General features: G+C 40.8%; 16 protein-coding genes and 1 pseudogene. 9 read left to right on the top strand and 8 right to left on the bottom strand.

Annotated features, from left to right (window positions below; all coding sequences use genetic code 11):
- Window positions 1–15: 15 nt before the first annotated feature.
- The 5 genes from B8983_RS10820 (at window position 16) to B8983_RS10800 (ending at window position 6,075) form a co-directional block, all read left to right on the top strand.
- Window positions 16–1,212 (top strand): acetyl-CoA C-acyltransferase, encoded by a 1,197-nt coding sequence (locus B8983_RS10820; protein ID WP_084284685.1) that lies wholly within the window; start codon window positions 16–18, stop codon window positions 1,210–1,212.
- Between the two features lie 130 nt (window positions 1,213–1,342).
- A complete protein-coding gene (locus tag B8983_RS10815) occupies window positions 1,343–2,083 on the top strand; it encodes an OmpW/AlkL family protein (RefSeq protein WP_084284682.1) in 741 nt (246 codons plus the stop codon).
- A gap of 161 nt (window positions 2,084–2,244) precedes the next feature.
- Window positions 2,245–3,921, top strand: coding sequence for a long-chain-fatty-acid--CoA ligase (locus B8983_RS10810; RefSeq protein WP_084284679.1), 1,677 nt, complete (start codon window positions 2,245–2,247; stop codon window positions 3,919–3,921).
- A gap of 10 nt (window positions 3,922–3,931) precedes the next feature.
- On the top strand, window positions 3,932–4,906 hold the full coding sequence (locus B8983_RS10805; protein WP_084284676.1) for an NAD(P)H-dependent flavin oxidoreductase: 975 nt from the start codon (window positions 3,932–3,934) through the stop codon (window positions 4,904–4,906).
- A gap of 26 nt (window positions 4,907–4,932) precedes the next feature.
- Window positions 4,933–6,075 (top strand): 50S ribosomal protein L11 methyltransferase, encoded by a 1,143-nt coding sequence (locus B8983_RS10800; protein WP_084284673.1) that lies wholly within the window; start codon window positions 4,933–4,935, stop codon window positions 6,073–6,075.
- Between the two features lie 11 nt (window positions 6,076–6,086).
- Here the strand turns inward: B8983_RS10800 and B8983_RS10795 are convergent, their stop codons facing one another.
- The 4 genes from B8983_RS10795 to B8983_RS10780 all read right to left on the bottom strand — a co-directional run bounded on the left by B8983_RS10795 (window position 6,087) and on the right by B8983_RS10780 (window position 10,669).
- A complete protein-coding gene (locus B8983_RS10795) occupies window positions 6,087–8,147 on the bottom strand; it encodes a TonB-dependent receptor (protein WP_084284669.1) in 2,061 nt (686 codons plus the stop codon).
- Window positions 8,148–8,254: 107 nt separating this feature from the next.
- Window positions 8,255–9,172, bottom strand: coding sequence for a DMT family transporter (locus B8983_RS10790; RefSeq protein WP_084284666.1), 918 nt, complete (start codon window positions 9,170–9,172; stop codon window positions 8,255–8,257).
- Between the two features lie 2 nt (window positions 9,173–9,174).
- Window positions 9,175–9,933 carry an SDR family NAD(P)-dependent oxidoreductase gene (locus B8983_RS10785; protein ID WP_084284663.1) on the bottom strand — a complete coding sequence of 253 codons (759 nt, stop codon included), beginning with the start codon at window positions 9,931–9,933 and terminating at the stop codon, window positions 9,175–9,177.
- A 16-nt stretch (window positions 9,934–9,949) separates the two neighbouring features.
- Window positions 9,950–10,669 (bottom strand): alpha/beta hydrolase, encoded by a 720-nt coding sequence (locus B8983_RS10780; protein ID WP_084284657.1) that lies wholly within the window; start codon window positions 10,667–10,669, stop codon window positions 9,950–9,952.
- A gap of 180 nt (window positions 10,670–10,849) precedes the next feature.
- On the opposite strand from B8983_RS10780, the gene B8983_RS10775 reads away from it, so the two are divergent.
- Genes B8983_RS10775 through B8983_RS10765 form a run of 3 tightly spaced genes read left to right on the top strand, consistent with a single transcriptional unit; the run spans window position 10,850 to window position 13,276 of the window.
- Window positions 10,850–11,341: a cupin domain-containing protein gene (locus tag B8983_RS10775; protein ID WP_084284654.1), complete on the top strand. Its 492-nt coding sequence runs from the start codon at window positions 10,850–10,852 to the stop codon at window positions 11,339–11,341.
- A gap of 51 nt (window positions 11,342–11,392) precedes the next feature.
- On the top strand, window positions 11,393–12,385 hold the full coding sequence (locus B8983_RS10770; RefSeq protein WP_159460892.1) for a Bug family tripartite tricarboxylate transporter substrate binding protein: 993 nt from the start codon (window positions 11,393–11,395) through the stop codon (window positions 12,383–12,385).
- A 54-nt stretch (window positions 12,386–12,439) separates the two neighbouring features.
- Window positions 12,440–13,276, top strand: a complete 837-nt coding sequence (locus B8983_RS10765) for a metal-dependent hydrolase (RefSeq protein ID WP_084284641.1) — start codon at window positions 12,440–12,442, stop codon at window positions 13,274–13,276.
- 117 nt (window positions 13,277–13,393) lie between these two features.
- Here B8983_RS10765 and B8983_RS10760 read toward each other — a convergent pair whose 3' ends face one another.
- The 4 genes from B8983_RS10760 to B8983_RS10745 all read right to left on the bottom strand — a co-directional run bounded on the left by B8983_RS10760 (window position 13,394) and on the right by B8983_RS10745 (window position 15,852).
- Window positions 13,394–13,741: an FKBP-type peptidyl-prolyl cis-trans isomerase gene (locus tag B8983_RS10760; RefSeq protein ID WP_084284632.1), complete on the bottom strand. Its 348-nt coding sequence runs from the start codon at window positions 13,739–13,741 to the stop codon at window positions 13,394–13,396.
- A gap of 57 nt (window positions 13,742–13,798) precedes the next feature.
- A complete protein-coding gene (locus tag B8983_RS10755; RefSeq protein WP_159460891.1) occupies window positions 13,799–14,179 on the bottom strand; it encodes a hypothetical protein in 381 nt (126 codons plus the stop codon).
- A 4-nt stretch (window positions 14,180–14,183) separates the two neighbouring features.
- On the bottom strand, window positions 14,184–15,458 hold the full coding sequence (locus B8983_RS10750; RefSeq protein WP_084284619.1) for a serine hydrolase domain-containing protein: 1,275 nt from the start codon (window positions 15,456–15,458) through the stop codon (window positions 14,184–14,186).
- Between the two features lie 91 nt (window positions 15,459–15,549).
- Window positions 15,550–15,852 carry a M23 family metallopeptidase gene (locus B8983_RS10745; RefSeq protein ID WP_084284616.1) on the bottom strand — a complete coding sequence of 101 codons (303 nt, stop codon included), beginning with the start codon at window positions 15,850–15,852 and terminating at the stop codon, window positions 15,550–15,552.
- A 183-nt stretch (window positions 15,853–16,035) separates the two neighbouring features.
- On the opposite strand from B8983_RS10745, the pseudogene B8983_RS14435 reads away from it, so the two are divergent.
- Window positions 16,036–16,656 (top strand): annotated as a pseudogene (locus B8983_RS14435) (IS30 family transposase); the annotation flags it as partial.

The following is a 16,656-nucleotide window of genomic DNA, read 5'->3' as shown; positions in this document are numbered from 1 at the left end:
TTGATAGGAAAAACCATGACAAATATTCAGCAGGCTTATATCGTGAGTGCGATTAGAACTCCCATCGGTAAATCAGGACGAGGAAGTTTAAGTAAGATGCGTCCAGATGAATTACTAGCCCAAACTTTAAAGCAATTAATCGTGATGAATCCAACTTTAGATCCTCAAGCGATTGAAGATGTCATCGTTGGCTGTGCCATGCCTGAAGGCCCGCAAGGCTTAAATGTTGCTAGGATTAGCGCTCTATTAGCGGGCTTACCTCAAAGTGTGGGTGGAGTCACTGTCAATCGATTTTGCTCATCAGGACTCAATGCGATTGCGATGGCCGCAGATAGGATTCGAGTAGGTGAAGCAGATGTGATGATTGCAGCCGGTACAGAGTCCATGAGTATGGTGCCCATGACTGGAAACTCACCTTCTTTTTCTCCTGAGATTTTTATGTCCGATGAGAATATTGGCATTGCTTATGGGATGGGACTGACCGCAGAAAAAGTGGCACAGCAATGGAAAGTGAGTCGAACCGATCAGGATCAGTTTGCACTCCTCTCTCATCAAAAAGCACTGTTAGCGCAAGCCAATGGTGATTTTAAGGATGAAACTTTTGCGGTGAATATTACGCATCGAGCCATGAATCTTGACTCAGGAGTCGTTGACTTATCTTTTTCTCAATTAGCTAAAGATGATGGTCCAAGGATTGATACGACGATGGAGGGCCTCGCGAAATTAAAGCCTGTTTTTGCGATGAAAGGAAGTGTGACGGCTGGTAATAGTTCTCAAACCTCAGATGGTGCAGGTGCCTTATTAATCGTGAGTGAAAGGGCCTTGAAACAATTTAATTTAAAGCCCTTAGCAAGATTTGTTTCGTTCGCAGTAAAGGGAGTACCTCCTGAAATTATGGGGATTGGACCCAAGGAAGCAATTCCTGTTGCACTAAAATTAGCAGGTATTCGATTAGAAGATGTAGGCTGGATTGAGCTAAACGAGGCCTTTGCTGCGCAGTCTTTAGCCGTGATACGAGACCTAAATATGAACCCTGATCGAATTAATCCGTTAGGGGGAGCCATTGCCTTAGGTCATCCCTTGGGTGCGACAGGAGCCATTCGAAGTGCAACAGCGATTCACGGTATGCATCGAAAGCAGTTGAAGTATGCCATGGTAACGATGTGCGTTGGAACCGGTATGGGTGCTGCCGGTATTTTTGAGCGGTGTTAATGCTAAATGAACGGAACACTTTATTACTAATTAATTTTTTTATTAAGTGATTACCCCGATGTTCATTACATTATTGTTACCCTAGAATGAAAATCAGCATTTTTTTAGACCATTACTTAAGGACCTATTCATGACTTTATTCAGAAAATCAACGATTGCTGCAATCGCTGTGACAGCTTTAGGAGTATCTTCTCAAGCTTTTGCACAAAAAGCTGGTGATATAGTTGGTTATGTTGGTGGTGCACTCATCGTGCCAAAAGCTTCCCTTGGCCCTTTAACTACAACCTCTGCTTCAGTACCAGTTACTGCAGGTGTAACAGCTTCTTTAAGTGGAGCTACTGCCGCCATAGATCCTTCAAGTACCATTACTCTAGGTGCTTTATATATGTGGACAGATAACATTGCAACAGAGTTGACAATTGGTATACCTCCAAAAATGACGGTTGACGTTGGAACCCCAGCTCCGACAGCAACAGCTCCAACTCACCCTGCAGCAGCTACTGCAAAAGTGATGAATCCATCATTAGTTGCCAAGTATTTATTCAACGCACCAAAGGACACACTTCGTCCTTATGTAGGCCTAGGTGTAACTTATACATCTTTTAGTAGCGTAACTCCAAATACTTCAGATGCAACAGTGAACGTACTTGCAGGAACTTCTGCATCGATGTCCGCTTCTTGGGCACCGATATTTAACGTTGGCGCTATTTACAACATTGATGAAAAATGGTCGGTCAATGCTTCTGTTTCCTATGTCCCTTTAAAAACAGATGTAACTTTTGTGGGTAATGCTGGTGTTCCAATTACAACTACTGGCACCCTTACTTTAAATCCTTGGGATTTTGTTGTTCGTCTCGGTTATAAGTTTTAATTGTTAATCTAAAAATGATGGAGAGAGTAAATATCTCCCCATCATTTTTTTGTTTTGACTTCAAATAATAGATTTTCATAATCATTGGTTTTACTGAAGGATCAACTCAAAAGGTGAATCTGGTTAGTAAACTGATTCTTGAAATACCCCAATAGGATTTTATGAATACCTCAAAACCCTGGCTAGAGCAATACTCTCACGGCATTCCTGCCGATATTGATCCATCTACTTATAGTTCTTTAAATACGATGTTTGACGATATCGTTGCTAATTATGCGACGCGAAATGTCGTTGAATATATGGGCAAAATGATGAGCTATCGTGCGCTTGATCAAATGTCCAACCAAATCTGTAATTTTATTCAATCGCTTGGTCTTCAAAAAGGTGATCGGGTAGCCATTATGTTACCCAACGTTTTTCAGTATCAAATTGCCATGGTGGGTATCTTGAAAGCTGGTTGCGTAGTCGTTAACGTGAACCCCCAATATACAGCCCGCGAATTAGAGTATCAGTTAAATGATAGTGGTGCGAGCGCATTAATTATTTTAGAAAATTTTGCGCATGTATATGCCTCTATTCAAGCAAAAACACAGATTAAGCAAGTTGTCGTCACTAGCCTAGGTGAACTCATTGGTCTCAAAGGGATCGTCGTAGATTTTGTTGTTCGTCACGTGAAAAAGATGGTTCCTACCTGGAATATTGCCAATAGTATTAACTTTAAAAAAGCTCTCACAATTGGAAGTAAAAAAATGTTTCATCCGACTAGCGTTGAACCAACTGATATTGCTTTTTTACAATATACGGGCGGGACAACCGGCGTTTCTAAAGGTGCTGTGTTAACCCACAAAAACATTATTGCCAATGTGTTGCAAATTGAAGCTTGGTTAGAACCAGTTCTGAAAGAAAATAAGTTTGGACAACAACTTTCGTTCTTATGTGCATTACCCTTGTACCATATTTTTGCACTCACAGCTTGTGGGTTTTTATGTATGCGTAAGGGAGGCATAGCGCTCTTTGTACCTAATCCGAAAGATATTCCGGGGTTCATTCAGTTTTTAAAGAAACATCCAAAGATTCATATTTTCCCTGCGGTAAATACACTATTTAATGCCTTAATGAATCATCCACAATTTTCACAAGTAAAGTTGCCTGAGTTATTAGCAACGGTTGGTGGAGGAATGGCTGTGCAGAAGGTAGTAGCAGAAAAATGGAAAAATTTAATGGGTAAACCCATTATTGAGGGTTATGGCTTAACTGAAACTTCGCCAGTTGCTTGCATTAACTTAGCCCTCAATCAAGACTATACTGGCAATGTCGGATTACCTGTTTCAAGTACGGAAGTTGTGATTCTAGATGATGATGGCTTAGAAGTCCCATATGGATCTCCTGGTGAAATATGTATTCGTGGCCCTCAAGTGATGGCAGGCTATTGGAATAAGCCAGAAGAAACTGTTAAGACGATGACCAGTGATGGTTACTTTAAATCTGGTGATATTGGCATAATGGATGAACACGGTTTTACCAAAATCATTGATAGAAAAAAAGATATGATTCTTGTTTCTGGATTTAATGTTTATCCGAATGAGCTTGAAGATGTGATTGCTAATCATCCAGGTGTGTTGGAATGTGCGGTCATTGGTGTACCTGATGATAATTCTGGCGAGGTTGTCAAAGTTTTCATTGTGAAAAAAGATCCTTTGTTAACTGAAGCGATGGTTAATCAATTTTGTAAAGAAAACTTTACGAATTACAAAAGACCTAAATATATTGAATTTAGGAGTGAGCTCCCCAAGTCTAATGTTGGAAAAATCTTACGTAGACAATTAAGACCTCATTAAGGAGATCATTTTGCAGATCCCAAAAGTTCTAACGGGCTTACGTTTGCCCATTATTGCTGCACCCATGTTTACTGTAAGTTATCCAGAGTTAGTGATTGCTCAATGTTGTGCAGGTATTGTTGGTTCGTTTCCAGCATTAAATGCCAGACCTCCCGAACTGCTAGATGAGTGGTTAACCGACATTCAATCTACTATCACAACATTTAAAGCAGCCAATCCCAAAAAGAAAGTAGGGCCGATTGCAGTTAACCAAATTATTCATCAATCAAATCAGCGTCTAGAGCAAGATGTCAGAGTCTGCGTAAAACATCAAGTCCCAATTTTTATTACTAGTTTACGTGCTCCGGTAAAGGAAATCATTGATGAAGTGCATCGTTATGGTGGCATTGTGTTACATGATGTGATTAATTTACGCCATGCTGAGAAAGCCTTAGAAGCGGGTGTTGATGGTTTGATTTTGGTAGCCGCAGGTGCTGGTGGTCATGCTGGTACCACGTCTCCATTTGCCTTAGTCAACGAAATCCGACAAATATTTAAAGGCCCCCTCGCACTCTCCGGGTCCATTTCTACTGGAGCCGATGTTTTGGCGGCAAAAGTAATGGGGGTTGATTTCGCCTATATGGGAACTCGGTTTATTGCTAGTCAAGAAGCCCATGCAGCCATGTCTTATAAAGACGCAATTGTTAGGGCTAAAAGTGCAGATATTGTCTATACCGATTACTTTACCGGTGTCTCGGGTAATTATTTGCAAGAAAGTATTCTTGAGGCAGGACTTGATCCTAAAAAACTCCCCAACAGAGAGTCCAAAACAATTGCTGAATCTTTGGAGCAGAAGTCCGATCAAAGTGCTAAGGCTTGGAAAGATATTTGGGGAGCTGGGCAGGGGGTAGGTTCGATTATGGATGTGCCTTCTACAGAGATGATTGTGGCTCGTTTAGAACAAGAGTATCAAAAAGCAATTCATTCGATCTGTCAAACAATTTAAATGACTCATGAGATTTATAATGGGTCATGAAAATTAAATTAAGCCAAAGATTAGATTGGGAACATCAACAAGTTCCCAATTCTAGCTTGTGGTACTCGGAAGCTGGCATTGCCCCTAACCAGCAAGTATTGGTCGCAGATGATAGCTTTTCAGCAAATACTTTGTACCAGTTGGCGAAAGATGGCCACGCGATTTTATGGCAAGGAGACTATCAAAATGCAAGACAAGCTCTTACTGCTGTGGCCCGTCGTGTGGATCGACCTCAACGGGTTGGTTCTGTTAAAAAACCAACTACTCCAGCTGAGATATTTCATCAGCACCGAGAGGAGCAAAGAAAAAGGGCAACCATTCTTGGGCAGATATTGATTCCTATCTCAAGTACATTCGAGATCAAGTTAAGACGTGGACAAGATGTTAAAGAAGCCTTAGCTCTAGTCTTAGAGACGCCTTCGGAAGATTTTGTGATGTCATTACGTGGGTTGCTTGCAATCAATAGTGCTTATGAGTGGCAGAAAAAAGGGATTTTGATTCCTTTTCTTCAGCAAAAAATTATTCCTTGTTTTGGCGTATTTTCTCCTGCTAGGTCGGAGTATATTGATTTAGTGGCTCAGCAACCACTCCCGTCCCCATGCAATCTTGCTTTTGACATTGGCGTTGGTTCTGGAGTATTAAGTGCCATCTTAGCCAAAAGAGGCATCAAAAATATCATATCGACAGATATTGATCCTCGAGCCATCGATTGCGCCACAAAAAATATTCACCACTTAGGTTACGCGGCACAAGTTGAAGTGATTCAACAGCCCCTATTTCCGGCAATGCAAGCGAATTTAATTGTCTGTAACCCACCATGGGTTCCTGCCTTACCTAGTTCGCCGATTGAAAATGCCGTATTTGATCCAGACTCATCATTCTTAAAGAGCTTTTTACTAGAAGTTGTAGATCATCTAACAGAGCAAGGTAGAGCTTGGCTCATTCTTTCTGACTTAGCAGAGCACTTAGGCCTTCGTTCAAGAGATCAGTTACTGAATTGGATTCAAGAAGGTGGTTTGCAAGTAGTCAATAAAGTAGATGTCTCCCCTAAACATCCAAAAACAAGAAATAATGACGATCCCTTGTTTTTTGCAAGGTCCAAGGAAGTGACATCACTTTGGGAGTTCGCCAAAGTTTAGTAGTCGTGTCTCTAAAACTTATAACTCAATGAAACGCGAAATGTTCTAGGTTCTGAAGGATGAATGACTAAGCCATCACTCGGTAATGCACTTGGCGAAACTTTATATTGATAATAATAAGCAATGTCATCCATTTGGCGATTGAGGAGATTAAAAACATCTAATTTAAGATCTGTCTGGCGGTTGATTTGATATTTGATTCTGCCATTGATAAGACTAGATGGTGAGGAGTAAATGCTTCCATCCTCAGTTAATGGCATCGAGCCAACATATCGCCATTGCATTCCGCCTGACCACAGCCCTTCTCTGAGAGTGACTGAAAACATACCAACTTTTTCAACAGAGCCAGGAATGAAATTTCCTGCGGCATCATCATGAGCATATCTCGCTTTACTCAAACTAATATCAGCTTGTAAGGATAGCCAGTCACTTGGCTCATATCGATTGGTCCATTCAATCCCTTGCCGATGACTCGCTCTAGAAGCCTCAGTAATTCCAGCATTGCCTAAAAAAATCAGCTCAGAATCAACCGCTAAGGTCCATAGGGAAAGGGTGGATTTTAATTTAGGGATGAGTTCAGTACGAATACCTAATTCATAACCCGTCGTTTTAACGATACCTGGCACGGGTTCAACTTTATTAGTAAGGTTACTTGGATCGACACTCATCACTGTACCCCTTGCGTCATTCGTATGAAACCCTTGTCCCCAATTCAGAAAAAATTCCGTTTTCGCAAAGGGACCGAAGATGAACGATAGCTTGGGCGAAAAAAGACCTACATGATTGGTTCCTGAGTTTTGAGAAATGTCACTCGTTACATCAAAGTAGTATTGATCCCAGCGACCACCAAGGTTGGTTCTAAACCAAGGTAACCATTTAATGACATTTTCTCCATAAAGACTCACATTACTTTGTAAGACTTGATCATCTCGAATAGTATTCAAGGTATTTCTATTTTGAGTATTGCTCAGTCCAACGTGGATACGGTCTTGACGAAATTGAACACCTAATTCATTACTAGTATTAAAGCCCATTGCCTCACCCAACCATACTCTTTTGATTTGACCGCCAAATACATTACGGTCATCATCTTGTTTAAATTGATCCCCATTAATCGGATTATTCAAAAAATAAGTGAAATTGGAATACAGTTGTAGTTGATACCGAATGAGATATAAGGATGCATCAAAATAACCATCAGAGAGAGATCTGCGCCAATTACCCGAAAGACTTGATCGATTCGTATGTCCGCCATCAGACGGATCCATACTGCCGTAGCGATTGATCAGACCATTATCAATAAGGCTTTTCGGAATTTGATCTGTTGCATTCCAAGAGTTGGTATAACTCATTGCTGTGATAGAAAAACGATCATTATCAATTTGCTGACTATATCTGATGAGACCATTGAATTTGCGTAGACCTTCACCGTAAAGCCAAGGACCATCATTGGTCATGAATTCACCCGCTAGTAAGAGGTTTGCCCCGTTTTTTAATTGATTGGAATAGGCTGAAATGAGTCGTTGGTAGTTATTGGAACCTAGAGTTAATTCAGAAAAATTATCGATCAGTGAGTTTTTTAAACTGATTCGGGCAGAACCTGCAGAAGAAAAATCCCCGTTTTCTGCATAATAAGGCCCTTTGCGATATTCGAGACTTTCAACTAACTCGGGGATTAAAAAATTTAAATCGGTATAGCCTTGCCCATGAGCATGAGTGGGCATATTGATAGGCATGCCATCTAAGTAGGTGGCAAAGTCAGTGCCATGATCTAAATTAAAGCCACGTAGAAAGTATTGATTGGCCTTTCCATCACCAGAGTGTTGAGCAGCGACAAATCCAGGCACCATCTCCAAAACCTCAGCAGGTCTCAGTAGTATTTTGTCTTCAATTGCTTCCTGATAAATGATGCCACCGGAGGCTGCATCTAATGAACCAATCGCATTCGAGTGATGACCCGTCACTACCATCTCCGTCAACTCTGAATCCACTTCAGGATGCGCTAACGCAAACTGATTATTTAGGGAAATCAGAAAGATAAAAAGAAATAGGCGTAAATTAAAAACTGACATGCGAACTATTTTAATGATGAAAATTTCGAGGGTGGATGAAAAATATTCATTTTTAGTGCATAACCAATTATTCTCTAAAATTTAAAATAAGTTAGTACCAATAAAGTTTATTTTTTAGCGCTGAATTGAGGTCCAATCATCGTAACGACGAGTGCAATAAAACAAAAACCAATACCAGCCCATTGCCATGGAGAGATTGATTCACCCAAAATAATCATCCCGCTGAGAAGTCCAACCATTGGGACTCCTAAACTAAAAGGCGAGATGCGGTTAGCACTATAACTTTGAATTAAACGCGTCCAAAGGGCGTAGGCCACTAAATAAGAAAAGATCGCTAAGTAAATAATTGCCAGCCAAGTGGAGTGATTCCGACCAAACCAACTTGAAATATCTTTTTCCGGAAAGAAAATCCAGTTGAGAGCAATAAAAGGAATGATTGGGAAAAAGCTACTCCAAACAATAAAATTAATCGCATCAAATCGATTATATTTTTGATGAATTTTCCGAATGGTAATGTTTGATCCACCCCACATCATGGCACCACAAAGGCAAAGTAAAATTCCCAATAGGGGAACTTGTAAATCTTTTGGACTATTTGGAAAAACATAATTCAGTCCAAAACAGATCAGTCCTATTGCGGCAAATACCAGACCAACTAAAAAAGATTTACTAGGTTTTTCACTCAAAATCAAAAAGCTAAAAAGTGCGGTAAAAAATACTTGAGTTTGTAAGAGCACTGAGGCTAATGCTGCGCTGAGTCCAATGTGTAGTGCAACGAACAGAAAGCCAAATTGCCCTACCCCTTGTAAAAAACCATTGAGCATTAACCAGCGCCAAGCAATCTTAGGTGGTTTGAAAAAGAAAATAAACGGCACCAGACTGAATACAAAGCGCCAAGCCCCCAGTTGAAAGGGTGTTAGTTCTTCCAATGCATATTTCATCGCCACAAAATTTGTTCCCCAAATAAATACAATTAGAAAAATTGCAAAATAGTCTTTTGGAAGAATTTGATGGTTATTTGGCATTATTAATAGACGGTTAATCCGCCGTCTAGGGTTAGAGTTTGACCTGTCATAAAACTAGCTAAGTCACTCGCTAAATAAGTTACTGCACCAGCTATTTCATCACTCTGTGCAAAGCGTCCTAAGGGAACACGATTTAACATCTCAGCTTTTCTGACGGGATCTTCTAAACTCGGTGCCCTTGATTCTGTGAAAGTGGTGCCCGGAGCAATTGAATTGACCCGAATTTGATGAGGCGCGAGTTCAATCGCAAGCATTTTACTTAAATGAATAATTCCAGCTTTGCTGATGCCATAGGTGCTAGCTCCTTGGAAGCCAACCAAACCATGCGTGGAAGCCAACTGAATAATACTTCCTTGCATCTGATTTTTAATCAGATGCTTTGCAAAGGAGGTACTCATGAAAAAGGTACCTGTTAAATTGGTATTGATGATGTTCTCCCACTCTAAGCGAGTGGTATCAATGGCTAATTTTCGTAAAGACGGTAAGCCGGCATTATTGACTAATGTATTTAAATACGGAAACGCCTCGAATGCTTTCGAAAGCGCCTGGTCAATGCTGTCTTGAAGCGTAATATTTAAGGATAGTGGTAGCACCTTTACGCCACATGCTTTAACTTTTTCAAGGGTTTGATTCAGTGAGTCTGTATTGAGATCCGTGATAATAATGTCAAAGCCTGCTTGAGCTAAAGCAATAGCGCTTGCCTGACCGATACCATAGGATGCGCCGGTGATGAGAGCCGCTTGGTTTTTTAATGAAGACATAAGTACTTTTTATTTCTTACTGTTTTAATTGTGAGGTTAAAAACGCAACAATATCTTCGAGTTGAGTTGTCTTAGGATCAGTATGACCTCCAGGATATGACCTTAATTCTTTTTGTTCACTAGCAATGAAATTAAACAATTCTTGTTGCCCCTCTTTAGTGAATATTTCATCATCCAATTTTGTTTGGAATAAAACGGGGGTATTCATTTTTTTTGCATCCTGAATCAAGCGTTCGTTAGGGGTACGACAGGTTCCCCACATACCCAAAGCAGAAGCTTTGATCCTTGCATCTGCTGCGACTAAGGGCAAGCCATAGGCAGTACCCATCGATATGCCGTACCAAGCAATCTTAGAAGAGTCAATATTCGGCTGTTTTAGCAAGTGATCAATGGCTGCCTGCCAATCTTCAAGCATCGTATCAATACTCGTGCCTGATTGCCAAAGATCCCTGAATTCTTGACGCACAATCGGACCATCATTAAAAACCTCTCGACGATCCCCATGCACCGGGCCATCGATAGCTGCAACAGCAATCTGATATTGACCAACTAAAATTTGGGCGATATCTAGAACGAGTTGTGATTTTTTATGGCCACTGCCACCATGCCCAACTAAAACTAGGGGAACTAGTGCGTTTGAGTCCTTCAATGACTTCTCTGGCATCCATAAGCTAAAGGGTACTTTCCGGTGATTTACTTCTAATTGGAAATCAATGGGGGTGGGTAGTGGTTGCATAGTTGTGAATAATTTTTATTGGAACGAGAGGAATATTTAAATTTGGATTATGGTTTACCCTAATGGGTTGAATCAATGCGAAACTTGTCGTCTAGTATAAATATAATTTCTTTTAATTAGACCATAACATGTTTAGCTAATCATGTTTGGTAAAAGAATTGAATCTAAATGGAGACCCAAATGAGTACAGAAAAAGTGTATGAAATGCCAATCATTGATGTTACACCTGAGCAAATGTCAAAGAGAGTTGCTAGACACGCTGAATTAAAATATCCACCAGATCGTTATCCTGATAGCTTGATTCCTGGCCATGTTAGAAAAAATTACTTAGTGGTGGGCACAGGTCTAATTGTAGATGGTGGCAAAGAGCCCATGTCTGCTATTCCAATTTCTGAGGGTTTCCAAATGTCCTATGTGACTGCAACGCCAGGAAATGGACCCATGCTACATAATCACGACACGAATGAAACGTTTGTAGCGATTAAAGGTCAGTGGCGCGTCATTTGGGGCTTAGGAGATAAGTATCATGTGGATTTGAACGAGTTAGATGTTTGTTCTGTTCCTCCCTTTGTCCCGAGAAGATTTATTAATTTAACGACTGGGGAAGGTCGTGAAGAAGGTTTGTTATTGACAGTGCAACCCGGCAATGTTGCCAAAGTTGAGTTTGTGTAAATCGCCAATCATTAAAAATGATTGATTAAAAAATTAATGGACACTTTGAACATGAAATTACAACTTTTGAAAAAGCACTTTTTACGACATCTACTTACTCTCGGTTTGGGACTGGGTGTCTTGACTTCAGTGAGTGCACAAAATACAGATTGGCCAAACGGTTCGATTCGATTAGTGATTCCTTTTGCCCCAGGTGGTGGGGTTGATGGGATTGGCCGTATTATTGCTCATGCTTTGGAAGAGCGTTTAAAGGTATCTGTATTTGTAGATAATAAAGCGGGTGCTAACGGTACAATCGCGATGAGTTTCCTGAAACAAGCAAAACCAGATGGTTATACCTTATCCATGGTTTCAACCGGAGCTTTAGATGTGAATGCGGCTTTAATGAACTTGCCGTATGACCCCGTCAAGGATTTTACTTATATCGCCCCGATTGTAAAATTCCCGTTCTACTTAGTCGTTAATCCTCAATCTGGCATTAAGTCACTTGACGATTTAATTGCAAAAGCGAAAGCAGATCCTGGCAAAATATCCTATAGTTCACCTGGGGTTGGTAACGGCACTCATTTAGCTGGTGCTTTGCTTAGCAAAATGACAGGTGCTCAAATGACCCATGTTCCTTATAAAGGTGCAGGGCCTGCGGCAGTGGCAGTATTGGCGGGAGAAGTTGATTTCACACTAGGTTCTGGTCCCTCCATCTTTGGTTTTGTAGAGCAAGGTAAGTTGAATGCTTATGCTACAACGAGTCTAACTCGCGTACCCAATCGCAGCATGTATCCTACTTTAAATGAATTAGGTCTCAAGGGATATGATGCTAGTTCACTCTCTGGCATCGTTGGACCAGCTGGAATGCCTCCCGCTGTAACTGCTAAACTTCAAAAAACAATTGATGAGATTTTGTCAAACAAAGAAATTCAAGATAAGATTTTGCAAGCAGGTATGGTGATCTGGAGTGGCTCTGGAAAAATGTTTGAAGAAGCGATTTCAAGTGACCGCAAAAAATGGGGTGATTTAGTGACATCTTCAAATATGAAATTAAATTAAATGCAATAATTATCTTTGTATGAAAACTTAGATAATTTTTTTAAGGATAAAAAAATGCAAAAAATCGGATTCAAAAAATTGACCTTGACCCTCATCGGCCTGATGGGTTTACAAGCATTACCTAGTTTGGCTGATAATCAGCCTGAGTTACTCTGGTTAGGACAAGCTGGTTATCGCATTAAAACGACTACGAATCAAAACATTATTATTGATCCGTGGATTTTAGGTGGACCGAAAGCGCCAGCTGAATTTAAAAAAGATTTATCTGCTTTGGGAAAAATTGATTTGGTTTTAGTAACGCATGCACACGTCGATCACCTAGGCGATTCTGTTGCGATTGCAAAATTAAATAATGTCAAGATGTATGGTCCAGCTGACATGATTACTCCTTTAGTCACCTTGGGCGAAATTCCGGCTGAGCTGACGCATCGCTTTAATAAAAGTGGTACACAAAGTCCTATCCCTGGCATTAAAGTGACGCCAGTAAAAGCGGAGCATTCCTCACTGATCGTTTGGAAAAACCCAACCACGAATAAATTGGAGTCTCATCCAGCAGGTGAACCGGTTGGTTACATCATTGAATTAGAAAATGGTTTCAAAATTTGGCATATGGGTGATACTGGATTGTTTGGCGATATGAAGTTTATTGGCGAATACTATAAACCCGACTTGGTCATGATTCCAATTGGTGGAAACTTTACAACAGGTCCAGTAGACGCTGCGTTTGCAATCAAAAATTGGATCAAGCCGAAAATGGTTTTACCAATGCATTACAACTCTAATCCAATGGCTAAAGGCACTTTTGCAGAATTTGCAGAAGCGATGAAGGGTAGTTCAGTCAAAGTGTTACAAATGACTGAAGGTCAAATAATGGCGATTCCGAAGGAATAATCACTGAAATCAGCTTTCTGCCAAAAGTAGTTGTGCTGATGCATAAAAAAACCCAAGAAAAAAATTCTTGGGTTTTTTGTCTTATGCAGATCTACTCACTGAATAGAACCAACTTTTTTATCTAACGTCGTGCAGTTCCACATCAAATACGAGCGTTGCATTCGGAGGAATCACTCCACCAGCACCACGAGCACCATAGCCAAGTTCAGAAGGAATAATTAAGGTTCTTTTACCGCCGATTTTCATACCAGCTACACCTTGATCCCAACCACGAATCACTTGTCCGGCACCAAGAGCAAAACTAAATAGTTCCCTACGATCGACGGAGCTATCAAATTTAGAACCCTTTTGATTTTCAGCAGATGCGTCAAAGAGCCATCCAGTGTAATGAACCCATACCTGAGTACCAGCAACAGCTTCCGTACCTTCCCCTACAACTTGCTCAATGATTTCTAAATTTGACATATATTTCCCCGAAAAAGTACTATTAAATCACAAAAAATTAGAGATCTGTTTTGGGACCTATTCCTCTAATACGATTAAATCTGGATTGACAAGTCGAATGCGTTGATCAACGTAATATCCCCCAAACTCTGTGTAAGTTAAATAAACCTTTTGGCAATGGGCACAACGTAAGACATCGGCACGATTGTATGGGTAGTGTTTGAGAGCAATGGGAGCCTTATTTGACCAAATGGTCGTTTGTTGCGGATGATACTCATCCCAAATATTTTCTGAACCATCGAACTGACAAGTACCAAGGATTTCATAGTTCTTTGCCATAAAGTTGCTTGGTCTTGTTTCCCAACTTGCGCATTCGACGCTCTCACAAACTTCACATTCTGTTTGGCTGCAAGCAGAACTGAGTTCGTACAGTAATTTTGAGGAAACGTGGTTGGTCATATATTTAATTTGCTATCGCACCATAAACTACGGCGCTTACTTTTTCACGATAGATCTTGCGTAGTTCTCCAGGTGCAGCTGCCATCATTACAACAACCAGCTTCTCAACCGGATCAACCCAAAAGAGGGTACCATTGGCACCGTTCCAAGTAAAGTCACCGATATTGCCATTCGTGGCAGCAACACCGCGTACTTTTCTAACAGCGACCCCTAAGCCAAATCCATAACCAGCTCGACCAGGTTCAGTTCCTACTAACAAGTTTTTAATATTATCGCCGAGATGATCGGATGTCATGAGCTTGACAGTGTTTGGGCTTAATACTCTAGCGCCATTTAACTCACCTTGATTCAGAAGCATTTGACCGAAACGTAAATAATCTGCAGCGGTACTAAATGCACAAGATCCACCACAATTAAACTGCGTGGGTGTATCTAATACTTCAATTTTTTGTAGTTTACCAGTCAGAGGGTCTAGAGCAAAAGGCTTTGCCAAACGACTGCGATCTTTGATGTTAAAACTCGTATCAACCATCTTTAACTTTTGCCAAATACGTTGATCTAGTACTTTATCTAAAGGTTGTCCGTCAATTTTTTCTTCAATTAAACCCAACACGTCTATACCAAAACTGTAATCCCATGCGGTACCGGGTTCGTAGAGTAATGGCGTGTTCGCTAACTGAGAAATAAATTGATTACCGTCATAACGAATTGCAGCAGTTGCAGAACTGGGCATTGATAATTTATGGATTGGCGTATTCGCCCGGGCTCCATAGGTGAGTCCATTGGTATGACGCATCAAGTCTTGTATCGTGATCATTTTTTTAACTGCTTGGGTAGAAATTGATCCATCTGGATTGACTTGCCCCACCTTTACGTCCTTAAATTGCTCAAACCAATTGGTTACAGGATCATTTAACGTGAATTTACCTTCTTCATACATGGTGAGCGCGCCCACTGTCGCCATCACTTTTGTCATCGAGGCTAAGTTAAAAATTGCATTTTTAGGCATCGGTTGTTTGGTGGTTGCATCCTGATAACCATAGGACTTATAAATCGCCAGCTTGCCATTCTTTGCAACTGCGAGCACTGCTCCAGGTAATCTTTTGTCGTTAATTTCAGTAGCAAAAAACTGATCAATTCGCTGCAGACCTTCTTGAGTAAAACCTGCTTTGAGGGGGTCAACCGTAGGCAGGGGACTTTGTGCATAGGTCAAGTGACTAACAAATAAAAATCCTAATAAGGTCGGGAAAAAAATGAAACGTTGAATAGATCGTTGCATGCTTGGCTCCTCTGTAATGATTAGAATCCCTTCGTTTTAAAACGAATCGAGATGTAATGATGTTAACAAATCCGCACAGACAAAATGAAATTTATCTTAACAGGCGGATTGGATCAATGGGCTTATTACCAATGAGTACTTCATAGTGTAAATGCGCACCAGTACTTCGACCAGAATTGCCAACATAGGCAATCAATTGACCTTGTTTGACTTGCTCTCCGAGTTGTACCTGAATCAAACTGGTATGAGCATATTTAGATTTAAAACCATTCGCATGTTGAATTTCTAAGAGGAGACCGTAACTATCCGCATGACCGGCTCTAACAATCACCCCATCAGCCGTAGCAACAATTGGTGTACCAATAGGAGCTAAAAAATCAACACCTTGGTGCATGGAGGGTAAGTGATGAATAGGATCTAAACGATAACCAAAATGACTTGAAATGGGATATTCTAGTTGCGAGTTATCAATGAAGGGAGGAAGGTGAATTCTAATACGAAGTGCAACTTTGAAAAATGAAAGGAGGCTAAGGATGATTTAGTATCTTAGCTTCTCGACCTCCAAGTCAAAGTAGCCATGAACTATAAACACCTTAGCCAAGAAGAACGATATCAGATTTATATATTAATGTCAGCCGGAAAAAACAAACAACAGATTGCCGAGTTGCTGGGTCGACACAAATCGACCATTAGTCGAGAGATTGCTCGCAATACGGGTGGTCGAGGTTATCGACCTCGACAAGCCTGTTTGTTAGCCCAAGAGCGCTCTTTGGGCTCTCGTAATGCTTCTCAAATTACCGCTTAGCAATGGTCTCAGACGGTAGACTGTCTCAATAATAAGTGGAGCCCTGAACAAACCGCAGACGAAGTAGGAATTAGTCATGAGACCATTTACCGCCATGTATACGAGGACAAAGCTGCAGGTGGACTCCTTTGGAAACAACTGCGCTGCCAAAAGAAACGCAAGAAACGATATGCTAGCGGTCAAGAACGTCGCGGACAAATTATCGCTAGGAGGCCTATCAGTGAACGCCCTGCTTATATTGAGGAGAGAGCACAGGTTGGTCATTGGGAGGGTGATACCGTCATTGGCGCTAACCACCAGCAAGCTATTGTTACCCTCGTTGAGCGGAAAAGCGGTTATGCCTTAATTAGAAAGGTAATGAACAAAACTTCCGAGCTAGTAGGCAATGCCATC

Source organism: Polynucleobacter kasalickyi (genome assembly GCF_900176405.1).
GTDB lineage: Bacteria > Pseudomonadota > Gammaproteobacteria > Burkholderiales > Burkholderiaceae > Polynucleobacter > Polynucleobacter kasalickyi.
This window is presented reverse-complemented; position numbering and strand designations above follow the sequence as displayed.

Excerpts from the sequence above, each read along its gene's own strand:
- B8983_RS10820 (WP_084284685.1), top strand. The coding sequence starts at position 16 with ATGACAAATATTCAGCAGGCTTATATCGTGAGTGCGATTAGAACTCCC.
- B8983_RS10815 (WP_084284682.1), top strand. The coding sequence starts at position 1,343 with ATGACTTTATTCAGAAAATCAACGATTGCTGCAATCGCTGTGACAGCT.
- B8983_RS10810 (WP_084284679.1), top strand. The coding sequence starts at position 2,245 with ATGAATACCTCAAAACCCTGGCTAGAGCAATACTCTCACGGCATTCCT.
- B8983_RS10800 (WP_084284673.1), top strand. The coding sequence starts at position 4,933 with ATGAAAATTAAATTAAGCCAAAGATTAGATTGGGAACATCAACAAGTT.
- B8983_RS10795 (WP_084284669.1), bottom strand. The coding sequence starts at position 8,147 with ATGTCAGTTTTTAATTTACGCCTATTTCTTTTTATCTTTCTGATTTCC.
- B8983_RS10790 (WP_084284666.1), bottom strand. The coding sequence starts at position 9,172 with ATGCCAAATAACCATCAAATTCTTCCAAAAGACTATTTTGCAATTTTT.
- B8983_RS10785 (WP_084284663.1), bottom strand. The coding sequence starts at position 9,933 with ATGTCTTCATTAAAAAACCAAGCGGCTCTCATCACCGGCGCATCCTAT.
- B8983_RS10780 (WP_084284657.1), bottom strand. The coding sequence starts at position 10,669 with ATGCAACCACTACCCACCCCCATTGATTTCCAATTAGAAGTAAATCAC.
- B8983_RS10775 (WP_084284654.1), top strand. The coding sequence starts at position 10,850 with ATGAGTACAGAAAAAGTGTATGAAATGCCAATCATTGATGTTACACCT.
- B8983_RS10770 (WP_159460892.1), top strand. The coding sequence starts at position 11,393 with ATGAAATTACAACTTTTGAAAAAGCACTTTTTACGACATCTACTTACT.
- B8983_RS10765 (WP_084284641.1), top strand. The coding sequence starts at position 12,440 with ATGCAAAAAATCGGATTCAAAAAATTGACCTTGACCCTCATCGGCCTG.
- B8983_RS10760 (WP_084284632.1), bottom strand. The coding sequence starts at position 13,741 with ATGTCAAATTTAGAAATCATTGAGCAAGTTGTAGGGGAAGGTACGGAA.
- B8983_RS10755 (WP_159460891.1), bottom strand. The coding sequence starts at position 14,179 with ATGACCAACCACGTTTCCTCAAAATTACTGTACGAACTCAGTTCTGCT.
- B8983_RS10750 (WP_084284619.1), bottom strand. The coding sequence starts at position 15,458 with ATGCAACGATCTATTCAACGTTTCATTTTTTTCCCGACCTTATTAGGA.
- B8983_RS10745 (WP_084284616.1), bottom strand. The coding sequence starts at position 15,852 with ATGCACCAAGGTGTTGATTTTTTAGCTCCTATTGGTACACCAATTGTT.